At 69.0% G+C, this 21875-nt stretch carries 20 protein-coding genes; 9 read left to right on the forward strand and 11 right to left on the reverse strand.

Annotated features, from left to right (window positions below; translation table 11 throughout):
- Positions 1-140: 140 nt before the first annotated feature.
- From dxs to Y706_RS0113670, 8 genes are all read left to right on the forward strand, one after another.
- Entirely contained in the window at positions 141-2114 is a 1974-nt protein-coding gene (gene dxs, locus Y706_RS0113635; protein ID WP_028277006.1) for a 1-deoxy-D-xylulose-5-phosphate synthase, read from the forward strand.
- 74 nt (positions 2115-2188) lie between these two features.
- A complete protein-coding gene (locus Y706_RS0113640; RefSeq protein WP_028277007.1) occupies positions 2189-2746 on the forward strand; it encodes a hypothetical protein in 558 nt (185 codons plus the stop codon).
- Between the two features lie 66 nt (positions 2747-2812).
- Positions 2813-3031, forward strand: coding sequence for a helix-hairpin-helix domain-containing protein (locus tag Y706_RS0113645; RefSeq protein WP_028277008.1), 219 nt, complete (start codon positions 2813-2815; stop codon positions 3029-3031).
- 70 nt (positions 3032-3101) lie between these two features.
- Positions 3102-4079 carry an aldo/keto reductase gene (locus Y706_RS0113650; RefSeq protein WP_028277009.1) on the forward strand — a complete coding sequence of 326 codons (978 nt, stop codon included), beginning with the start codon at positions 3102-3104 and terminating at the stop codon, positions 4077-4079.
- A gap of 80 nt (positions 4080-4159) precedes the next feature.
- On the forward strand, positions 4160-5206 hold the full coding sequence (locus Y706_RS0113655) for a nucleoside hydrolase (protein WP_028277010.1): 1047 nt from the start codon (positions 4160-4162) through the stop codon (positions 5204-5206).
- Positions 5207-5350: 144 nt separating this feature from the next.
- On the forward strand, positions 5351-6172 hold the full coding sequence (locus Y706_RS0113660; protein WP_028277011.1) for a hypothetical protein: 822 nt from the start codon (positions 5351-5353) through the stop codon (positions 6170-6172).
- Between the two features lie 50 nt (positions 6173-6222).
- Positions 6223-6981, forward strand: a complete 759-nt coding sequence (locus Y706_RS0113665) for an energy-coupling factor transporter transmembrane component T (RefSeq protein WP_028277012.1) — start codon at positions 6223-6225, stop codon at positions 6979-6981.
- Positions 6978-8594, forward strand: a complete 1617-nt coding sequence (locus Y706_RS0113670; protein ID WP_028277013.1) for an ABC transporter ATP-binding protein — start codon at positions 6978-6980, stop codon at positions 8592-8594. The genes Y706_RS0113665 and Y706_RS0113670 overlap by 4 nt, the downstream gene beginning before the upstream one ends.
- 276 nt (positions 8595-8870) lie before the next feature.
- Here Y706_RS0113670 and Y706_RS0113675 read toward each other — a convergent pair whose 3' ends face one another.
- The 9 genes from Y706_RS0113675 to Y706_RS0113715 all read right to left on the reverse strand — a co-directional run bounded on the left by Y706_RS0113675 (position 8871) and on the right by Y706_RS0113715 (position 19284).
- Positions 8871-11066, reverse strand: coding sequence for a 3-hydroxyacyl-CoA dehydrogenase NAD-binding domain-containing protein (locus Y706_RS0113675; RefSeq protein ID WP_028277014.1), 2196 nt, complete (start codon positions 11064-11066; stop codon positions 8871-8873).
- On the reverse strand, positions 11063-12352 hold the full coding sequence (locus Y706_RS0113680) for a thiolase family protein (RefSeq protein ID WP_156945150.1): 1290 nt from the start codon (positions 12350-12352) through the stop codon (positions 11063-11065). Before Y706_RS0113680 ends, Y706_RS0113675 begins: the two co-directional genes overlap by 4 nt.
- Before the next feature lie 196 nt (positions 12353-12548).
- Positions 12549-13907, reverse strand: coding sequence for an HRDC domain-containing protein (locus Y706_RS0113685; RefSeq protein ID WP_028277016.1), 1359 nt, complete (start codon positions 13905-13907; stop codon positions 12549-12551).
- A 61-nt stretch (positions 13908-13968) separates the two neighbouring features.
- On the reverse strand, positions 13969-14616 hold the full coding sequence (locus Y706_RS0113690) for a DUF3000 domain-containing protein (RefSeq protein ID WP_028277017.1): 648 nt from the start codon (positions 14614-14616) through the stop codon (positions 13969-13971).
- Positions 14617-14688: 72 nt separating this feature from the next.
- Positions 14689-15777 (reverse strand): threonine aldolase family protein, encoded by a 1089-nt coding sequence (locus tag Y706_RS0113695; protein WP_028277018.1) that lies wholly within the window; start codon positions 15775-15777, stop codon positions 14689-14691.
- A 129-nt stretch (positions 15778-15906) separates the two neighbouring features.
- Positions 15907-16689: an SDR family oxidoreductase gene (locus Y706_RS0113700; RefSeq protein ID WP_028277019.1), complete on the reverse strand. Its 783-nt coding sequence runs from the start codon at positions 16687-16689 to the stop codon at positions 15907-15909.
- The gene (locus Y706_RS0113705; protein WP_028277020.1) at positions 16686-18092 is read right to left on the reverse strand and encodes a DUF6421 family protein; all 1407 of its coding nucleotides are present in this window, start codon (positions 18090-18092) and stop codon (positions 16686-16688) included. Before Y706_RS0113705 ends, Y706_RS0113700 begins: the two co-directional genes overlap by 4 nt.
- A gap of 164 nt (positions 18093-18256) precedes the next feature.
- Positions 18257-18754, reverse strand: a complete 498-nt coding sequence (gene msrB / locus Y706_RS0113710) for a peptide-methionine (R)-S-oxide reductase MsrB (protein ID WP_028277021.1) — start codon at positions 18752-18754, stop codon at positions 18257-18259.
- 41 nt (positions 18755-18795) lie between these two features.
- Positions 18796-19284, reverse strand: coding sequence for a hypothetical protein (locus Y706_RS0113715; protein WP_028277022.1), 489 nt, complete (start codon positions 19282-19284; stop codon positions 18796-18798).
- A gap of 138 nt (positions 19285-19422) precedes the next feature.
- On the opposite strand from Y706_RS0113715, the gene Y706_RS0113720 reads away from it, so the two are divergent.
- Entirely contained in the window at positions 19423-20775 is a 1353-nt protein-coding gene (locus Y706_RS0113720) for an alpha/beta hydrolase family protein (RefSeq protein WP_028277023.1), read from the forward strand.
- A gap of 86 nt (positions 20776-20861) precedes the next feature.
- On the opposite strand, the gene ybaK is transcribed toward Y706_RS0113720, so the two are convergent.
- Together ybaK and Y706_RS0113730 are read right to left on the reverse strand one after the other, a co-directional pair.
- Positions 20862-21359, reverse strand: a complete 498-nt coding sequence (ybaK, locus tag Y706_RS0113725; RefSeq protein WP_028277024.1) for a Cys-tRNA(Pro) deacylase — start codon at positions 21357-21359, stop codon at positions 20862-20864.
- 27 nt (positions 21360-21386) lie between these two features.
- A complete protein-coding gene (locus Y706_RS0113730) occupies positions 21387-21860 on the reverse strand; it encodes a SufE family protein (protein WP_028277025.1) in 474 nt (157 codons plus the stop codon).
- Positions 21861-21875 lie beyond the last annotated feature (15 nt).

A 21875-nucleotide genomic window follows, 5' to 3' on the forward strand; every position in this document is an offset into this window, starting at 1 on the left:
CTTTCGGCCGCGGGTGCTGGATCTGGAGCGGGGGAGCGGCGGGCGGGGCCGGGCAGGGCGCCGGTGCTGGCCTCCGGCGCGGCGGCCTGCCCGGAGGCGTTAGAGTTAAAAGGCATGTCTACCACCCGAAGGAGGGGCCGTTGGGAATCTTGGACACCATCCGGAATCCGCAGGACCTGAGTAAGTTGTCCGGGGCGCAGCTGGATCAGCTGGCAGCCGAGGTCAGGGATTTCCTGATCGGCAACGTCTCCCGGACGGGAGGGCACCTGGGCCCGAACCTCGGCGTCGTCGAGCTCACCATCGCGGTGCACCGGATCTTCGATTCCCCCCGCGACAGCATTGTCTTCGACACAGGGCACCAGTCCTACGTGCACAAGCTCCTCACCGGACGGCAGGATTTCAGCACGCTCCGCCAGCAGGGCGGCATGTCCGGCTACCCGGACCGGGCCGAATCCGAGCACGACATCGTCGAAAGCTCGCACGCGTCTTCCTCGCTGTCCTGGGCCGACGGCATCTCGCGCGCCCGGCAGCTGACCGGCGACGGCGACCGCTTCGTCGTCGCGGTGGTGGGCGACGGCGCCCTGACCGGCGGCATGGCGTGGGAGGCCATCAACAACATCGCGGCGGACAAGAAACGCCGTGTCGTGATCGTGGTCAACGACAACGGCCGCTCCTACGCCCCGACGGTCGGCGGGTTCGCCGACTACCTGGCGTCCCTGCGCCCCACCATCGATTCCCTCCGGGCCGCGCCCTCCTATGAAGGCACGCTCGAGTGGTGGAAGCGCAAACTGCAGAAGGGCGGCCCCGCGGGGCAGTTCACGTACAAGAGCCTGCACGCCATGAAGAAGGGCATCAAGGACTGGTGGGCCCCGCAGGGCATGTTCGAGGACCTCGGCATGAAGTACATCGGTCCCGTCGACGGCCACGACCTCCAGGCCATGGAAAACGCCCTGTCCACCGCCAAGAACTATGCCGGCCCCGTGATTGTGCACGCCATGACCGAAAAGGGCCACGGCTACGCCCCGGCCCGCGCCCATGAAGCGGACCAGTTCCATGCCGTGGGGATCATCGATCCGGAGACCGGCGCACCCACCGAAGCCGGTGGCGCGAAGTCCTGGACCGCGGTGTTCGCCGACGAGATCGCCGACATCGCCGACGAGCGCCAGGACATCGTCGGGATTACCGGTGCCATGCTGATTCCGGTCGGGCTGCACAAGTTCGCCGCCCGGCACCCGGAGCGCGTGTTCGACGTCGGCATCGCCGAGCAGCACGCCCTCACCTCGGCTGCCGGCATGGCGTTCGGGGGACTGCACCCGGTGGTCGCGGTCTACGCGACGTTCCTGAACCGTGCCTTCGACCAGCTGCTGATGGATGTCGCCCTGCACAAAGCCGGCGTCACGATCGTGCTGGACCGGGCCGGCGTCACCGGACCCGACGGCGCAAGCCATCACGGCATGTGGGACATGGCCATGGTCCAGATCGTTCCCGGGCTGCACCTCGCCGCGCCGCGCGACGCCACCCGGCTGCGGGAGGAACTGCGCGAGGCTGTGGCCATTGAAGACGCCCCGAGCGTGCTCCGCTACTCCAAGGGCAACGTCGGCCCCGAAGTCGATGCGGTCGAACGCCTGGAGGACGGCGTGGACGTGCTGGCCCGCCGGCCCGCGGGCTCGAGCGAGAACGACGTCCTGATCGTCAGCGTGGGCGCCATGTCAGAACTCGCTCTGGACGTCTCCGGCCGGCTCGGTGCCCAGGGCATCAGCTCCACGGTGGTGGATCCGCGCTGGGTCCTCCCGGTCCGGCAGTCCATCATCGATCTCGCCGCGCGCCACCGCCTGGTCATTTGCATTGAGGACGGAGTGCGGGCCGGCGGCGTCGGTTCCCGGATCCGCCAGGAGATGCGTGCCGCGGGCGTCGACACCGCCCTCAACGAGGTGGGCCTGCCGGTCGAGTTCCTCGAACACGGCACGCGCAGCCAGGTGCTCGAACGCGTGGGCCTGACCGCCCAGCAGATCACGCACGACGTCGTCGCCCAGGTCCTGGGCACCAAGGTGCCGTTTGCGCGCCCCTTGCCCGGCCAGGAACACCCCAGTACCGGCAGCATCCCGCAGCTGTAGCCAGCACATCCGTTGAGCACTACCCGTGGGCGCCACTGAATCCGGCGCCGGACGGCCCAGGAAGGAACTGGCATATGAGTGGAATTATCAGAGTTTACAAGCGTGACGAAGAGGGCACCCTGCACTTCAGGGAGGCGTGGTTTGATGAGGACTACAGCCAGTTCGTGATGAACCACGGCGTCGTCGGACACCAGAGCAAGACGGACGAGACCGACGTCGCGGACGCCGAGGCAGCGGAGCGCCTCATGGACGCCTTCGCGGCGCAGTGCGCCGAGGACGGCTACGCCGAAATTCCGGCGGAGGAACAGTCCTGGGTAGTAGCCCAGTACGCGCTGAAGACCAAGGAGGGGACCAGCCGCGACCGGTACCTCGAGGAAAAAGCCAAAGACGCCCTGATCAGCCATCTGGCCTGGCGGGGCCTGGGGATCGTGGACCGCAGCGAATTTTCCGACGCCCGGCTCAACATCTTCTGCCTCACCCCGGACGTGAATAAGACCGTCAACGCCATCAAGGTCTGCATCCGCGGCGAAGACCTCGACTTCACCAAACTGAGCATTGGCGCCGCACCGTTTGGCGAGGATACTTTCAAGCTCAAGCACTCGCCGAAGCCGGCAAACAGCTTCACGCTTTAGGCAGCACGGGCAAGGAGCCGGGCACGGCTCACACCAGTTTGGGGGCACGGACTGAAAGGCAACGCAATGACGCGCAAACCCTCGAAACCAGGCTGCACCCCGCTGCCCGCGGGACTCGCGGCGCCGGCGCGAAAGTCGCTCGCGCACGCCGGGATCGAGACCCTCGAACACCTCGTGCAGCTTGGCCGGCGCCGGCTTGCCGGGATGCCGGGTGTCTGCCCCCGCACCCTCGCTCAGCTCCAGGACGCCATGGACGAGCACGGGCTGAAGCTGCCGGCAGGGTAGCGCGGGCCCGCTCTCCGCCGCCCCCGGCGGCCTGGCCGGGACACCCGCCGGGGCGATATAGGCTAAAACCATGACTGAATACCGCCGCGTTGGAAATTCCGGACTGTCCGTCTCCGTCGTGGGACTTGGCTGCAACAACCTGGGCCGGTCCGGGACCGTGACTGAATCGCAGGAAGGCACCGACGCCGTCGTGCATGCGGCGCTCGACGCCGGGATCACCTTCTTTGACGTCGCGGACGCCTACGGCCGCGAGCCCGGCCTCAGCGAGTCAATGCTCGGCAAGGCCCTCGGTTCCCGCCGCGACGATGCGGTCATCGGCACGAAGTTTGGCATGGACATGCGCGGGGCCAACGGCGAGGACTTCGGTGCGCGCGGATCCCGCCGCTACATCATCAAGGCGGCGGAGGCCTCGCTGCGCCGGCTCGGCACGGACTGGATCGACCTCTACCAGTTCCACACCCCGGACCCGCTCACGCCCATCGACGAGACGCTCTCGGCCCTCGAGGACCTCGTCACCAGCGGCAAGGTCCGCTACATCGGCCACTCCAACCGGGCCGGCTGGCAGATCGCCGAGGCTGAGTTCGTGGCACGCGCCCGCGGGGGAGCCCGCTTCATCTCCAGCCAGAACCACTACAACCTGCTGGACCGGCGCGCCGAACTCGAGGTCACCCCGGCGGCCGAGGCCTACGGCCTGGGAGTCCTGCCGTACTTCCCGCTCGCCAACGGCCTGCTGACCGGCAAATACTCCGCCGGCCGGGCCCCCGAGGGAAGCCGGCTCAGCCACACCCGCACCAACCTGGTCCACGACGCCGACTGGGATCAGTTGGGTGCCTTCGGCAAGTTCGCCGCCGACCGCGGGCTCAACGAAGTCCAGGTGGCCTTCTCCTGGCTGGCCGCCCAGCCGTCCGTCAGCAGCGTCATCGCCGGCGCCACCACCCCGGAGCAGGTGCGCCAGAACGCCGCCGCCGTGGCCTGGAAACCCAGCCATGCCGACCTCGCCGAGCTGGACGACCTCTTCCCGCGCACGCCCAAGGTGGCGCTGTTCTGAACGGTCAAGATCTGAACAGTCCAGGTCTGAACAGCGATCGTCTGAACACTGCTGCACGCGCCGGCGCGGCGGAACCTGCCATGACGCATTCGATCCTGATGGATGTTGACACCGGGATCGACGATGCTCTGGCCCTGGTCTACCTGCTCTCCCGGCCCGAGGTCCACGTCCAGGCGGTCACGTGCACCGCCGGGAACGTCGGGGCCCGGCAGGTGGCGCTGAACAACCTGGCCCTGCTGGAGCTCTGCGGCCGCGAGGGCATCGAGGTGGCCATCGGTGCCGAGGTTCCGCTGGAGATCCCGCTGGTCACCACCGAGGAGACCCACGGGCCGCAGGGCATCGGCTACGCCGAGCTGCCGCCTCCGCGCCAGCAGATCTCGGCGCGGCACGCCGTCGACGTCTGGGTCGAGGAGGTGCGGGCGCACCCGGGGGAGCTCACCGGCCTGATCACCGGGCCGCTGACCAACTTTGCCCTGGCCCTGCGCCGGGAACCGGAACTTCCGCGGCTGCTCAAGGGACTTGTGATCATGGGCGGCAGCTTCTACTACCAGGGCAACACCACCCCGACGGCCGAATGGAACACCTCGGTGGATCCGCATGCCGCCAAGGAGGTGTTTGCCGCCTACCGGGGCCTGCCCGAGGACAAACTGCCGATCCTGTGTGCCCTGGAAATGACCGAGCGGATCGAGATGCACCCAGAGCACCTGCGCCGGCTTGGCGAGGCCGCCGGTGCACCGGAGCCCGAACTCGTCCTCCCCGAGCAGCCCGAAGGCCAGCGCAGCCAGTCCGGGAACCCCCTCGTCGCGTGCCTGTCCGACGCCCTGCGCTTCTACATGGAATTTCACCGGCTCTATGACCAAGGCTATGTGGCGCACGTGCACGACGCCTTCGCGGCCTGCGCCGCCGCGGGGCGCACACCGTTCGCCACCCGGCCGGCCACGGTCGACGTCGAAACGGATTCGCCCCTGCTGATGGGTACCACGGTGGCCGATTTCCGCGGGCTGTGGGGGTTGGCGCCGAACGCCAGGATCGTCTCCGACAACAACCCCGGGCACTGCTTCGACGAATTGATTTCCTCGATCGGCGCCCTGGCCCGGGACGTGGGACTCCGGACGCCGACGGGCTGAAACCGGACAGTATGGCTGAGCCAATGCGGGGGGTGCCCACACGGGTCTGCGGATCGCTAGAAGGGTCGCCGCTCGCTAGGATGGTAGCTGCGCCGAGGTGACATGAGGCGGAACTTGTTGCACCCAGCCAAAGGAACACCCCTCATGTCACAGCCAGCCCTCACCATCATTGCCCCTGGACAGGCGGCCGGCCGCAGGCGCCGCCTGCTCGAAATCGCCGGGGCCGCCGCGATCGCCGCCACCTACATCTTCCTGGTGCTGACCCAGCCCGCTGACATTGCCAACGGCCCGGCCAGCTTCTCGGCCCTCGTTGCCCTCGGCGGCTTCCTGCTCGGCGCTGTGCTGCTGATTGTGGCCGTCCTGCCGGCGCTGCCCACCTCTACCGTGGTGCTCATCCCGGTGGCGCTGGTCCTGAACGTGGTCCTCGGACAGCTGATGGGCAGCACGGGCCTGCCGTTCTACATCGACGCGGTCGGCACCGTCCTGATCGCCGTTCTCGCCGGACCCGCAGCGGGTGCCGCCACGGGCGCGCTGAGCAGCATCGTCTGGTCCTTCTTCAACCCCACCGTCCTGCCGTTCGCCGCCGGTGCCGCCCTCATCGGTTTCCTCGCCGGCATGGCCGCCCGCGGCGGCCTGTTCCGCCGCTTCTACCTCGCCCCCGTCGCCGGCTTCGTCACCGGCATCCTGGCCGGCGTCGTCTCCGCCCCGATTGCCGCGTTCGTCTTTGGCGGCACGTCAGGGCTGGGTACCGGGGCGATCGTCAGCGCCTTCCGCGCCATGGGCGACACTCTCCTGGCCGCCATCACCAAGCAGGCGCTGATTTCCGACCCCATGGACAAGGCGATCGTCTTCACCATCGCGGCGCTGCTCGCCTACGCCCTGCCCCGCCGCACCACCTTCCAGTTCCCCTTCGTGCGGCGCTACCGGGTGCTCGCCGGCAAGGCCCCGGCAGCACCGGAGGCCTGAGCCCCGCGGCGGCTGGGACACCCTGACCTTGGGACACTGACACAGCGACCATGACACCGCGACTGCACCCCTTCACCACGCTGACCCTCGCCGTATGCGCCGCCGTCGTCACGACGGCGGCCGCGTATTGGCCGTTGTCTGTCGCCGTGGCCCTCGCCGCGGTGATCCTTGCCGCGCGCCATGGCATTGCGGGGCGCGTCCTGACCGCAGGAGCCGTGATCCTGACGCCCCTGTGCCTGTCCCTGCTGGTGCTGCACGGTCTCTTCTTCCCTGAGGGCCAGACCGTGCTGGCCCAGTGGGGCCCGGCGAGGGTCACGGCCGAGGGTCTGGGCTTCGCGCTGGAGCTGGGAACCCGGACCACGGCCTGCGTGCTGGTATTCCTGCTCTTTTCCTTCACCGTGAGCGTCCCCGACCTCGTCTCCGCCCTCGCCGGGCGCAGGATCCCGCCGCAGTTCGGCTTCGTCCTGGCCTCCACGCTCACCCTCCTGCCCGCCGTCGCGGGCCGCCTGGACCGGATCCGGCAGGCCCAGGAAACCCGCGGGATGGTGGTCGGACGCGGCCTGCTGTCCCGCCTCGGCACCCTCCGTCTGCAGATGGTGCCGCTGGTCCTGGCCCTGATTGACGACGCCGGAAGCCGCGCCCAGGCGCTCGACGCCCGCGGCTTCGGCAGCCCGGGGTCCCGGACCAGCTACCGCGAAGTCGCCGACCCTCCCGCCCAGCGGCTCTTCCGGGCAGCCGCACTGGTGTTCGCGGCGGCCGCCGTCGCCGGGCGGATTGTGGCCTCCTGGCCTGCCGGGGCGGCGTCATGACGGCCGCCACCCGCACGGCGCTTCAGATCCGGATCGAGGCGTTCACGTTCCACGGCGATGACGCCCCGGTGCTGAGGGATGCCGCACTCTCGGTCACGCCGGGTTCCCTGACCGCCGTCCTGGGCGGGTCCGGGAGCGGAAAATCCACGCTGGGCAAACTTTTGGCCGGCTGGCTCCGGGCCGGTCACGCCGGACAATTCCGCGGCAGCCTGGAGCTCGGCGGCACGGTGCTGGAATTCCGCGGCGTGCCCGAGGACCCCCGGATCAACCCCGCCGAGTGGTCCCGCCGCGTGGCCTTCGTTCCGCAGGACGCCGCGGCGATGCTCTCCTCGGTGCGCGCCACAGTCGCGGAGGAGCTGGCCTTCGGCTTGGAAAACCGCGCGACGGCCCGGGAGGACATGCTCCGCGCGGTGGAGCGCACGGCTGCCCGCACCGGACTCTCTCACCTGCTGGACCGGGACCCGGCCACGCTCTCCGGCGGGGAGCTGCGCCGGCTCTCCGTAGGCTGTGCCGTCATCGCGGAACCGGACGTGCTCATCTTGGACGAGCCGTTGGCATCGCTGGACGCCGCCGGAGCCGCGCAAGTCGAGGCACTGGTCCGCAGCCTCTGCGGCGCCGGGACCGGCGTCGTCCTCCTGAGCCAGGCGGCGGACCGGCTCGCCGGGGAAGCCACACACTGGACGGTTCTCGACGCTCAGACGGCGCCCGACGGCAGGACGGTCACCGTTGCCGGGACGGTCACCGCTGCCGGGACGCCGGCGCAGCTGGCCGGCTCTGCCGAACTGGAGCGCGCCGGAGTGATTGGCATAGGCGGGCCCGGCGGTATTGTGCCCAGCGTCCTGGGGTCCGGCGTCCTGGGGTCCGGCGGGTCAGGAGGCGCCGCCGGTGCCCGCCGTCCCGGGCCGGTGCCTGCCGCGGCGCCCGGTCCCGGCCCGGCATCGCTGGAACTGCGCGGGGTTGGGTTCGGCTACGCTGGGGACCCGCGGCGGCACGGCACCGGCGCGCAGGACCGGGTCCTCCGGGACGTGGATTTCGCCGTGCGCCCTGGCGAGACCATCGCCGTGACCGGGCCCAACGGCGCCGGCAAGTCGACACTGCTGCGCCACTTCAATGGACTGCTCCGGCCCTCGGCCGGGGACGTGCTGGTCTGCGGGCGCAGCATTGCCGGCGTGCCGGTGGGAAAGGTCGCGGCCTCCGTGGGCCTGTTGTTCCAGCACCCCCGGGACCAGCTCTTCGAACGGACCGTCCTGCGGGAAGCCGCGTTCGGCCTCCGGCAACTGTCCGGAAAGGCCGGCGCCGAGGGCAAGGCCCGGGCCGCGCTGGCCGCGGTGGGCCTGTCCGGTACCGAGGCGGCACACCCGGCCGAGCTGTCCTCCTCCCGGCAGCGGCTGCTCGCCCTGGCCACGGTCCTGGCCCGCGAACCGGCGGTGTTGGCACTGGACGAACCGACCGTCGGGCTGGACCGGCACGGCCTCGAGGCGCTGCAGGGCGCCGTCGACCGCGCCGCCGCGCGGGGCGCCGCCGTCGTCATGGTCACCCACGACCTGGACTACGCACGGAGGAACGCGCACCGCGTCCTGGAACTCAGCGGCGGGAGCCTGCGGGAAATCTGACTGGGGCCCCGGGATAGGCACGGAATCCAACGCGCAATGGTTGACTCGCAATGTATATTGCTTGGAGTTTCCGCGGAAGAGATCTTGGAAGGCAGGATCTCTTCCGCGGACGCGGTCTTTCGCGTTCCAGCCTTCCACCTCAACACCGCAGCCATCGAGGCTGCCCACGTCATGGCGCCGCCGGGATGCGCGGACACTCTCCCGAAAGCAGCGCCGCCGCCCGGACCAAAGTCCGGGCGGCGGCGCCAACAAAAGCGGGAGCGGTAAAGCCTGGCTTTAGGCCGGTTCTGACGCCACGCCCGGGGCCAGGAACTTCTTGCCGTTGACCCGTTCCGAGGCGCCCACCCGGTCCAGATACGGGGTGATCCCGCCCAGGAACATCGGCCAGCCCGCGCCGAGGATCATGCAGAGGTCAATGTCCTCGGGACCGGCCACAACGCCTTCCTCGAGCATCAGTCCAATTTCCTCCGCCAGTGCGTCCTGCGTCCGGCGCAGCACCTCCTCGCCGGTGGACGGGGTGCTGCCAAATGACATCAGTGCCAGGGTTTCGGCCGGAATGAACGGCTTGCCGTCCGGGCCCGGCACCGGCGCCCCGTTCTGCACGGCCCAAATGGACGTCACACCGTTGTCGATCAGCGCCTGCAGGTTCGCCGAGACCCTGAAGCGGTCCCCGAACGCCGTGTGCAGCGATTCTTGGACATGCTGCGCCACGGGCAGGCCCACCATGGCGCCGAGCGCAAACGCCGTCATGGGCAGGCCCATCGGCCGCAGCGCGTTGTCGGCCACGTCGGCGGGCGTGCCCTCGTCGAAGGCCGCGGTGACTTCACCCATGAGGCGCAGCAGGACGCGGTTGACCACAAACGCGGCGGCATCCCTGACCAGCACCGCCGACTTCTTGAGCCCCTTGGCGAGCTCGAACGCGGTGGCCAGCACGGCGTCGTCGGTCTTCGGTGCCCGCACGATCTCCAGCAGCGGCATCACAGCCACCGGGTTGAAGAAGTGGAAGCCGACCAGGCGCTCGGGGTGCTCAAGGTCCTCCGCCATCGCGGTGACGGACAGCGAGGACGTGTTGGTCGCGAGGATGCACTCTTCCGAGACGATCGCCTCGACTTCCTTGAAGACCTGCTTCTTGACGTTGAGTTCCTCGAAGACGGCCTCAATGACGAAGTCGGCGTCGGCGAAGGCCTCCTTCGAAACTGATCCCGTGACGAGCGCACGGGTGCGGTTCGCGGCGTCGGCGCTGATCCGGCTCTTCGCCAGCAGCTTGTCCACCTCGGCGTGGACGTACCCCACGCCCTTGTCCACGCGGGCCTGGTCGATGTCCGTGAGCACCACGGGCACCTTGAGCTGGCGCGCGAAGAGCAGGGCGAGCTGGCTGGCCATCAGGCCTGCACCGACGACGCCGATCTTCGTCACCGGGCGCGCGAGCTTGCGGTCCGGGGCGCCGGCGGGACGCTTGGAGCGGCGCTGCACGAGGTCCAGGAAGGCGTACACAGTGGAGCGGAACTCGTCGGTCTGCATAAGGTCGGCGAGCGTCTCGCATTCGAGCTGAGCGGACTGCGCCTGGGTCAGGGTGCGGTTGGCCTCCATGACGTCCAGGACCTTGGCGGGCGCCGGGGAAGCGTTGGAGGTCTTGGCCTCCACGAAGGCCCGGCCCTTGGCGACCGCGGCCGCCCAGCGGGCGGCGACCTCCGGAGCGGACGGGTCCACGGCGTTCGCCCGCTCCGGCGCCACGGCACCGGCAATGACTTTCGCGGCCCACGCCAGGGACTGTTCCACAAAGTCGGCCGGCTCGAACATCGCGTCCGCCATGCCCAGCTGGTAGGCCTGCGGCCCGGTAAGCGTGCGGTTGTTGCTCAGCGGGTTTTCGATCATGACCTTGAGGGCGTTCTCCGGCCCGATCAGCCGCGGCAGGATGTGGACCCCGCCCCAGCCAGGGATGAGTCCGATAAACGCCTCGGGAAGGGCCAGAGCGCCGGCGCCGGTGGAGACCGTGCGGTAGGTGGACTGCAGCGCGATCTCCAGGCCGCCGCCCAGGGCCAGGCCGTTGATGAACGCGAAGCTCGGCACGCCGAGGTTCGCCAGGGTGGCGTAGACGTCGTGGCCGAGCTGGGCCATCCACAGGCCCTGTTCGCGTCCGCTGACGGACTTGACCGTGGACAGGTCGGCGCCGGCCACGAGGAAGTGTGGCTTGCCGGTGACGCCGACGCCGGCAATCTCGCCCCGGGCCGCGCGTTCCTTCAGCCCTTCCAGGACCGTGCCGAGTTCGATCAGCGTGTTGGGTCCGAGGGTGGTGGGCTTGGAGTGGTCCAGGCCGTTGTCGAGGGTGACCAGCGCGAAGATGCCGGGGCTTTTGGCGTCAGTCGTCCCCTCGCCGTCGACGGGCGGCAGTTCGATGTCCTGGACATAAGAGTGGGTGACCGTCTCGTTCGGGAAGAGGTCTGCAAGCTTGCGGAAATCAGCGGCGCTCATGCTGTGGCTCCAGTCTCGGTGGTCGTGGTCGCTGCGTGCTGTGCTTCGGTGTTGTGCATTTCTATGCCCGGTGCTTCGGTGCCGTATTCCGCGTGATGCGGGTTCTCCCAGATTACGGTGGCGCCCATGCCCAGGCCGATGCACATCGTGGTCATGCCAAAGCGGACCGAGGGGTCCTCCTCGAACTGCCGGGCCAGCTGGTTCATCAGCCTGACCCCCGAGGACGCCAGCGGGTGCCCGACGGCGATCGCGCCGCCATAGCGGTTCACGCGCGGGTCGTCGTCGGCGATCCCGAAATGGTCCAGGAAGCTCAGGACCTGGACGGCGAAGGCCTCATTGATTTCGAAGAGCCCGATGTCCCCGATGCCGAGTCCGGCGTTCTTGAGCGCCTTCTCGGTGGCCGGGACCGGGCCGATGCCCATGACCTCGGGTTCCACCCCGGCGAAGGCATAGCTCACCAGGCGCATCCTGACCGGCAGCCCGAGTTCCTCGGCGGCCTCGGCGGAGGCCAGCAGGGCTGCGGTGGCGCCGTCGTTCAGGCCCGCGGCGTTGCCCGCCGTGACCCGGCCGTGGGCGCGGAACGGCGTCTTAAGCGTGGCCAGGTCTCCGAGCGAGGTCCCGGGGCGCGGGGGTTCGTCCACGGTGTTGACGGTCCAGCCCTGGCCCGGCTTCATCGTGGCGACGGGTACGAGATCGGGCTGGATCTGGCCGTTGGCGTAGGCTGCGGCGAGTTTGTCCTGCGACGCGACGGCGTAGGCGTCGGTGCGGTCCTTGGTGACGGCCGGGAAACGGTCGTGCAGGTTCTCGGCCGTGTTGCCCATGTTCAGCGCGGCGGGGTCCACGATCCGTTCGGACATGAAGCGCGGGTTGGGGTCGGCGCCGGCGCCCATCGGGTGGTTGCCCATGTGTTCCACGCCGCCGGCGATTACGACGTCGTACGCGCCGAAGCCGATGCCGCTCGCCGTCGTGGTGACGGCGGTCATGGCGCCGGCGCACATGCGGTCGATCGCGAAGCCGGGCACGGTGCGGGGGAGCCCGGCCAGCAGGGCGGCGGTGCGGCCGATGGTCAGGCCCTGGTCGCCCGTCTGGGTGGTGGCGGCGATCGCGACCTCGTCGATCCGATCCGCCGGAAGCGAGGGGTTGCGGCGCATCAGTTCGCGGATGCACTTGACCACGAGGTCGTCGGCGCGGGTGCCGGCGTAGATGCCCTTGTCGCCGGCGCGGCCGAACGGGGTGCGGACGCCGTCGACAAAGACGACGTCGCGCACGGTCCTGTTTCTTCCGATGCTCGGGTTTGCGCTGCTGGGTTTTCCGCTGGTGCGGGCTTGGCTCACGGCGTACTCCTCATTGAGACATGGTGCCGGAACCGTGCCGGTGGCAGGGGTTGCCACAGGCAGGAAGGTTCCGAACGACATCATGCATTATGTTACTCGCCAGTAACATAGCTGGCAAGGAGGAGATGAGCGTCCCGGGAAGGAGCTGCTAGACCGTGGAACCCGACGGCGCCTCCGCGGCGGCTTTGGGTTCCTTCGCGGGCAGCGGCTCGGGGTGCAGGAAGGCCTCGGCAATGAGCGGAGCCGTGATTTCGATCTGCCACTGGCGCGCCCCGAGGTTCGCCAGTTCCTCGGCCACGCCTTCCTCGCTGCATTCTGCCGGTGGACGCCAGGCGACCCGCCGAAGATAGTCCGGGGTCAGCAGGTTCTCCACCGGCAGGTTCAGTTCCTCGGCCCTGGCCTGGAGTTTCGGACGGGCCGTGGCCAGCCTGGCGGCCGCCTCCGGGTCCCGGTCCGCCCAGACGCGCGGGGGCGGGGGAGCGTTGGTCGGCAGGTGCAGCGGCGGCAGGTCCTCCAGGGCCCGGGCCAAGCCGATGCAGCGCAGCCAGCGGGGGGCTTCCCGCTGCGCGGCGCGGCCGTGGAAGCCCTTGGTGCCCAGGAGCTGGGGAACCGTGGAGGGCATCGCCTTGGCCGCGGCGACGAGCGCGGAGTCGGGGATCAGCCGGCCGGGGGCGACGTCACGTTTCTGGGCCAGGGAATCGCGTTCCAGCCACAGCTCCCGGACTGCGGCCAGTTGGCGGCGGTCCCGGATCTGGTGCAGTCCGGAGGTCTTGCGCCAGGGATCAACGCGCGGCGGGGCCTGTCCGGCTTCGAGGATGGCGGCGAATTCCTGCTCGGCGTATTCCAGTTTCTCGTCCGCCACGAGCAGCTCAATCAGTTCCTCGCGCAGCTCGGTCAGGACTTCGACGTCGAGCGCGGCGTAGCGCAGCCACGGTTCCGGCAGGGGCCGGGTGGACCAGTCGGCGGCGGAGTGTTCCTTGGCCAGGCCGAAGCCCAGGAGCTGTTCGATGACGGCGGCGAGGCCCACCCGGGGCAGTCCGGCCAGGCGGGCGGCGAGCTCGGTGTCGAAGAGTTTGTCCGGCCACATGCCGAGTTCGGACAGGCAGGGCAGGTCCTGGCTGGCGGCGTGCAGGATCCATTCGACGCCCCGCAAAGCGTCATTGATGATGCTGAGGTCACCGAAAGGTTCGGGATCGATCAGCCAGGTTCCGGAGCCTTCGCGCCGGATCTGGACCAGGAAGGCGCGCTGGCCGTAGCGGAATCCCGAGGCGCGCTCCGCGTCCACGCCCGCAGGGCCGTGGCCGGCGGCGAGAGCCGCGGCGCAGCGTTCGAGTCCGGACTGGGTTTCAATGACCAGCGGCACGCCGTCGCGGGGAATGTCGAGGTCGATCACTTCAGGGACCAGGCTGTCGAAGCCTTCCACGGTGATGTGGGCTGTGGTGTCAGCAGCCTCGGCCGTGGTGCGACTGGCGCCGGCCGTGCTGATTTCCGGATTCTGAGGGGTCATGGTCTCTACAGTTTACCGACAACATGGCGTATAGAGCCGTGACCGCGGCCGAACAGGCGCCTCATGCGTGTCCGCGGGGGCGGCGGGGAAGGGCCGTGACGCCCTCGGGCAGGGGCGGCAGTCCGGCGAAGGTGCAGACCATGTCCGACCACGCCTCCAGGTGCGAGGTGATGTCCGGGGTGGCCGGGGTCCAGGAGGCCCGGAGCTCAATGTCGATTGAATTCGGCCGGTCCGACAACGTTCCAAAGCTCTCCGAGAGCACCCGGGTGGCGGTGCCGCCGGCGGAGCGGTACGGGGCCTGATGGTTCTCCAGCGCTTCGACCAGCCAGGTCCACGCCACGGACCCCAGGAGTTCGTCGTTGCCCATCTCGGGTTCCAGCTGGGCGCGGATGTAGGTGACGATCCGGAATTCCCCGTCCCACACGGCAGAGCCGTCGGGATCGTGGAGCAGAATGAAGCGGCCAGTGGCCAGCTCGATGTCGTCGCTGCCGGACGCCCGTGCCAGGGCAGCGGCTGCCGGGCCATGGACCGGTCCGCCGGCGGGGGAATCGCCCGGGCCGATCACTTCCGCGCCCAAGGCCACCGCGAACGGCGCCAGCCGGGACGGGGCCGGAATTTCGTCCAGGTGCAGCTCGCTGCGGCACCGTGCCTGCCGAAGGGTCCCCAAGGCGAAGAGGAAATCTGCCGGAACCTGATCGAGGGAGCTCACCTTGGAAGGTTATGTAACGGCCGGAGCCCTGCCCGGCAGGCTCGCCGCCGGGCAGGGGAAGCGGTGCACGGTTCAGGCAGCGGCGAGCTCGCGCTTGATGGCCGCAATGAAGGAATCAACGTCATCCTCGGTGGTGTCGAAGGAGCACATCCAGCGGACCTCGCGGGCCGCCTCGTTCCAGTCGTAGAAGCGGAAGGACTTGCGCAGCCGGTCCGCGACACCGGCAGGCAGGACGGCGAAGACGCCGTTGGACTCGGTCTTCTGGGTCAGTTCGACGCCGGGGATCGCCTCGACGCCGGCGCGCAGCCGGGCGGCCATGGCGTTGGCGTGAGAGGCCGAGCGCAACCACAGCTCACCCTCGAGGAGGGCAATGAACTGGGCGGACATGAACCGCATCTTGGAGGCCAGCTGCATGTTCATCTTGCGCAGGTAGACCAGGCCGTGTGCGGCCTCCGGGTTCAGGGCGACCACAACCTCGCCGAACAGCAGACCGTTCTTCGTGCCGCCGAAGGAGAGGATGTCCACGCCGGCGTCACGGGTAAAGGCCCGCAGCGGGACCCCCAGGTGGGCGGCGGCGTTAGCCAGCCGGGCACCGTCCATGTGCAGCTTCATGCCCTTTGCGTGGACATGCTCAGCGATGGCCCGGACCTCGTCCGGGGTGTAGCAGGTGCCGAGCTCGGTGGTCTGGGTGATGGACACGGCCAGCGGCTGGGCGCGGTGCTCGTCGCCCCAGCCCCAGGCTTCCTGGTCGATCAGTGCGGGGGTGAGCTTGCCGTCGGTGGTGGGGACCTGCAGCAGCTTGATGCCGCCGATCCGCTCCGGTGCACCGTTTTCGTCCATGTTGATGTGGGCGGTGGAAGCGCAAATGACCGCACCCCAGCGCGGGAGGAGCGACTGCAGGGACAGGACGTTGGCTCCGGTGCCGTTGAACACCGGGAAGCACTCGATGCCTTCGCCGAAGTGCTCTTCCATCAGCTGCTGCAGGCGCGCCGTGTAATCGTCCTCACCGTAGGAGACCTGGTGGCCTTCGTTGGCGGCGGCCAGAGCCGCGAGAACTTCCGGGTGCACGCCGGAATAGTTGTCCGAGGCGAAGCCGCGGACGGAGGGATCGTGGAGCCGCACCGCAGTGCCGGCAGGGACAGTTTCAACTGTGCTGGTCATCGTTTTGCTCACGCTTTCAGTCTAAGAGGTCGGGCCGCCCGGGCTAAGCCCGGGGCCCTGGATCGGGGCCCCAGACCCTGTGCCACAGACGCTGGGGCTGTGGATCCGTGCCGCGGAATCAGGGATGTTTCAGCGGCTGAGCAGCAGCCGCTGGCCGTTCAGGTCGCCGGCAGGAGCGTTGAAGAGTCCCGCTGCGGCAGCCGCCAGGTCAGCCACGTCCGTGAAGCCCGGGAATTTGCGGTCCGGGGCCTTGGCCCGCATTTGCGCGTCAACGAGGGCTTTCACCACGAAAATGACGGCGGCGCTGCGCAACGCGGCGCTGTCCTGCCCGGCCTTGTCCTGTTGCGAGCTGTCCTGCCCGGGAGTGCCGGTGGCATTGCCCGCGGCGTGGGCCCGGCGGAAGCCGTCAGCGACCGCCAGCGTCCAGGCCTCGGCGGCCGCCTTGGCCGCGGCGTAGCTCGCACCCGCCGCCGTCGGGGCGCTTACCGCCGTGGAGGACACCATGGCGAAGCGTCCGGCCTCCGAGGCAGCGAGGTCGTCGAAGAAGACGCGTGTGACGTTCCGCAGGGTCGTGACGGCGTTGCGTTCCAGGAAGTCCCAGTCGTCGTCGCTCTGGTCCGTGATGCCTTTCGCGCCGCGCCAGCCGCCCACCAGGTGGATAACGCCGTCGACGCGTCCGGCCATGCCTGCAATGCTTTCCCGCAGGGCGCGGACGTCGGCCAGGCTGGCGAGGTCGCAGGCGAGCGGCGTGACGCCGTCGCCGGCCTCGGCGGCGGCTGCCTCGATGCGCGCGGCATCCGATCCGACCGTGAAGACCCTGTGGCCGGCGCCGCGCAGGGCGCGGGCCGTCGCGATTCCCGACGGCCCGCTGCCCCCCGTGACCAGCACGTTCAAAGTGCGTCCGGCGCTCATCCGGCGTTCAGGGCCTGGGTGTCGCCGGACTTTGATCCCGTGTCTGAGGACCCGGTGATGCCGGCAGTGGATTCGATGACGGGCCGCATCTTCTTCTCCAGCGCCTCGTAGAACATGGAGAGCGGGAACTCGTCGTCGAGGACCTGGTCCGTGAGGCCGCGGGGCGGACCGTCCAGGGGGAGGGCGTCCGGACCCTTGGCCCAGACCGAGGCCGGGTTGGGCGTGACCGTGCCGGAGATGAGCTCGTAGGCGGCGAGCCAGTGGGCCATCTTGGGGCGGTCGATCGAGCGCCAGTAAAGTTCCTCGATCTTCGCGCCGAGTTCAACCACGACGTCGGCAGCCTCGTCCCAGTCGATGCTGAGTTTGCTGTCGGTCCAGTGCAGGACGTGGTGCTGGTGCATCCAGGCGAAGAGCAGCTGGCCGCCAAGGCCGTCGTAGTTCCGCACGCGAGTGCCGGTAATGGCGAAGCGGAAGATGCGGTCGAAGATCACGGCGTACTGGACCAGCTTGGCGTGCCGGCGGGCCTCCGGGTCAGCGTCCTCGTCCTTCTCGATCTTCACGGATTCGCGGAAGGCGGTGAGGTCGCAGCGCAGCTCCTCCAGTGAATAGAGGAAGAACGGCATGCGCTGCTTGATCATGAACGGGTCGAAGGGCAGGTCGCCGCGCATGTGGGTGCGGTCGTGGATCAGGTCCCACATGACAAAGGTTTCCTGCGTCAGCTGCTGGTCCTCCAGGAGCCCGGCGGCGTCCTCGGGCAGCTGCAGGGAGGTGATCTCGGCGGCGGCGCGCAGGACGCGGCGGAAGCGTGCGGCCTCGCGGTCGGCGAAGATTGCGCCCCACGTAAACGTCGGGGTCTCGCGGACGGCGACGGTCTCGGGGAACAGGACTGCGGAGTTGGTGTCGTAGCCTGCGGTGAAGTCGAGGAACCGGATCGGGACGAAGAGCTTGTTGGAGTATTCGCCGGTTTCCAGGCCGCCGATGAATTCCGGCCAGATGACCTCGATCAGCACGGCCTCGACGAGGCGGCTGCTGCTGCCGTTCTGGGTGTACATCGGGAACACGACCAGGTGCTGGAGTCCGTTGACCCGGTGCTGCTCCGGCTGGAACGCCTGCAGGGAGTCCAGGAAGTCCGGGACCCCAAAGCCGCCATCGGCCCAGCGGCCAAAGTCGGTGACCAGCAGTTCCAGGTAGTTCGCGTCGTGCGGGAAGGACGGGGCCAGGGCCGCGACCGCCGTCGTGATGGTTGCGACGTGGCCGGCCGCGGCTTCGTGGGCTTCGGCATCCGGCACGGATCCGTCCTGGACCTGGAGAGCGCGCAGGGCGGTGGCGGCAGCCTTGAGCCGCAGCCATTCCTGGTTGCCGGCGGTGATCGGGGCGGGGGCGGTAAGAGCGGTCGTGGTCATCGTCGACGGTCGCCTTTCTGTTTGCTGTGGAGCGTGTCGCTGGATCTGAATCGAGCGTAGCAAGCAAGCAGAGACTCTAATGCAAAATTGCCTCGAGCATAAGAAAGTCTGTGGCAAGTGATTCTGAAAGGCCGTTCCAGCGGAAGGAGAGGCAGGGCTGCGGGCTACTGCCCGGCGTCGTCCGCGGGAACCAGCTTCAGGGAAACCGAGTTGATGCAAAAGCGCTGGTCCGTGGGGGTGCCGTAGCCCTCGCCGTCGAACACGTGCCCCAGGTGGGAATCACATGTGCTGCAGCGGACTTCCACCCGGTCCATGCCCATGGTGCGGTCATGGATGTAGCGGACGGTGCCCTCGGCGAGCGGCGCCCAGAAGGACGGCCAGCCGCAGTGCGAGTCGAACTTTTCGTTGCTGGTGAAGAGTTCGGTGCCGCAGGCCCGGCACTTGTAGACACCCCGGGTGTGGGTGTCCCAGTATTCGCCGGTGTACGGCCGCTCGGTGCCTGCCTGGCGGAGCACGCGGTACTCCTCGGGCGTCAGTTCCTCGCGCCACTGGGCGTCCGTCTTTTCGACGGGCGTTCCGGCCGGAGTCTGGTCAAAGGCCGTGGCGGCGGGGTCGGCTGCGGGTTCGGTCGCGGGCTCGGTGGCGGGCACTGCCGAGGGCATGGGTTTAGGCCTGTTAAAGATACTCATAGCCTCAATAACGCTCAGGAGTCCCCGATAAATCCCGAACCGGCGTACAGATGCAGGACGGGCAGCCCCAGCTTGTCCTGTGCTTTGGTGGCCCAGTCGGTGTGGAACGTGTCGGCCACGGCGTGCGGGCGGGTGATGACCACCGCCTGTCCGGCGCTGAGTTCCTTGACCTTGGCAACCAGGCCGTCAACGGCCTTGCCCTCGACGACTTCGCCCGAGACGCCGCCGCCCAGACCGGCCAGCGCGGCCAGTGAGGCGGCCAGGGTGTCGGCTGCTTCGGCCCGCTCCCCGGCGGGATCCGAGTGTGCTGTCAGTTCACGGAAGGCCTTGGCGATTTCAAGCATGGAAAGGTTTTCCAGGAAATCCACCACCAGGTGCCGCTCGGTGTTGGCCGGCACCAGGATCAGCAGGGGCGCATCACCGCCGGCAATCAGGGTTTCAATATTGACGCGGTCATCCGCACCGAGGGGCTCTTCTGTCAAAATGACGATTGGATCACTCATGACCCCAGCCTAGTCGCGCTCGTGTTGACCTGCATCGTTGTGTCCCGGGGGGACCCTGGCGTGTCTGTACCGGCCCGACCGTGCGCCTGAAACCCCGCCGATGCCGTGGTTGGGCTGCGCTTCAGTAAGAATGGTGCCATGGCATCCTCCCTGCGCCTCCGCCCGGACCTCCGCCAGGCCGCTGCCCGCCAGGCCGCTGCCCGCAGAACAGCACTCCCCGTCGCACCACCCCCCGGCGGCGTGACGTCCGGGAGTGCCAAGTGGGCGGTGGGGGGCATCATCGGCGGCAGCGCCGCTGCGGGCGTGCTCGCCGCCGGCTCCTCCGCCCTCGCCCTCTACTTCGCCCGCCGCGTCATCACCCCGGCCCGGTTCCGGGCAGAGGACCAGGAAGTGCTGGCCGTCATCCGCGAGGGACGGGCCCTGCGGGTCATTTTCGCCGCCACCCCCGACGCCACGGTGGACGGGGTGTACGGATTCTTCTTCGACGGCGGCCGCGGTCACGCGCGGATCGGCCGGATCCTGTCCTACTCTCCGGCCGAACGCACCGTGCTGCGCGAGGTCGAGCACGTCTATAGCGGGGACATGGCCACGGCCCGGCGCGGCTGGTGGAGCGGTGCGGCCTATCCGGATCCGGCCGCCCTGGGGTTTCCGGTGGAGGACGTGCTGATCGACGTCGACGCCGGGACCGCGCCGGCCTGGCTTGTCCGCGCCGCGCCGGCCGTGGCGGAGGATGTGGCCCCCGACGTGTGGGCGATCATGGTGCACGGGCGCGGGGCCACCCGGCAGGAAGGGCTGCGGGCCGTCCGGACCGCCAGGGAACTGGGCATGTCCAGCCTGCTGATCTCCTACCGCAACGACGGCCTGGCCCCGTCAGCCAGCGACGGGCGGTACGGCCTGGGCACCACCGAATGGCGCGACGTCGAGGCCGCCATCGGCTACGCCGTGCAGCAGGGCGCCCGCGAGGTGGTTTTGTTCGGCTGGTCGATGGGCGGCGCGATCTGCCTCCAGACCGCTGACCTTTCCCGGCACCGCCACCTGATCCGGGCCATGGTCCTGGACGCGCCGGTGATCAACTGGGTCAACGTGCTGGCCCACCACGCGGAGCTGAACCGGATTCCGTCGTCCGTGGGCCGCTACGGACAACTCATGCTCAGCCACCGCCTGGGCCGGCGGCTGACCGGGCTCGCCGCGCCCGTCGACCTCAAAGCGATGGACTGGGTCTCGCGGGCCGTGGAGCTGAGGACGCCGACCCTCATTGTGCACAGCGTGGACGACGAGTACGTACCTTACGGGCCCTCCGCGGCGCTGGCCGAGAAAAACCCCGAGATGGTCACCTTCGAGCCCTTCGACAAGGCCCTGCATACCAAGGAATGGAACGTGGATCCGGAGCGCTGGGAGCGGCAGGTCTCGGCCTGGCTCCGGCAGCAGCTGGCGCCCCGCGCCAACCCCGGCGACCAGGAGCCTCCGGCCGGCAATGCCGCATCGAGTTAACAGCTCCCTGACAGTTCGCTGACAGATCACGGCAGTGTTGTGCGCGACCATTGCCGTGCTCTGCCGACTGGACATCTGGGGCCGGGTCAGTCGCGCCGGGTCCCGATCCTGGCGGTGCGGGCAGCCGTGAGCCGAATGAGCTCGGCCGGATCCAGCTCGATGTCCAGGCCGCGCCGTCCGCCCGAAACGAGGATGGTCTCCAGCGCCAGTGCGCTCTCATCCACCACCGTGGGGGAGGACTGGCGCTGGCCGAGCGGTGAGATGCCGCCGAGAACGTATCCGGTGCGCCGCTGCGCCGCGGCCGGATCGGCCATCTCTGCTTTCTTGCCGCCTAAAGCCGCGGCCATCGCCTTGAGGTCCAGGCTGCCGCTGACCGGCACGACGCCGACGGCGAGTCGGCCGTCGACGTCGACCATCAGGGTCTTGAAGACCCTTTCAGGGTCGACGCCGAGCACTTCCGCCGCTTCCAGGCCATAACTGGCCGCCGCGGGGTCATGGGCGTAGGGGTGGGCCACAAAGGGAACCCCGGCGGCCGCGAGTGCCGCGGTGGCCGGAGTTCCCTGCGAGGCGTGCTTGCGGGCCATGTTCTCTGGCTGTCCGGGCGCTGAGGGTCAGGACTGCGCCGACGGCTGGCGGTCTCCGGACGCGACGACCTTGCGCTTGATCCGGCCCAGCATGGCGGTCATTCCGCGCATGCGCAGGGGAGTGATGGCCCGGGTGAGGCCCAACAGTTCGGGCATGTCGTCCGGGACGGCCAGGATTTCCGCGGCGCTGAGCCCGTCGAGTCCTTCGTGGAGGACTCCGGCAAACCCGCGGGTGGTCGGGGCCTCCTTGGGTGCCTTGAAGTAGAGCCGGACGCGCTCAGGCGAATCGCCGTCGGCCTGTTCCGTCTCGACGGTGAGGAACAGCGGCGTCTGGCACTCCACTACCTGCTCGAGCAGCTCCGGGTGGTCCCGGAGCCGCTCCGGAAGTTCCGGAAGCCCCTGTGAGAACTCAAGGAGCAGCTGCAGCCGCTCTGCTTCGGTCAGGGCCTGGAAATCGTCGACAATGTCCGCCAGTGCGGCGGGGAGGGCTGAAGTATTCATCACTCCCAGCTTACG

Source organism: Arthrobacter sp. I3, assembly GCF_000520575.1.
Taxonomy (GTDB): domain Bacteria; phylum Actinomycetota; class Actinomycetes; order Actinomycetales; family Micrococcaceae; genus Arthrobacter; species Arthrobacter humicola_A.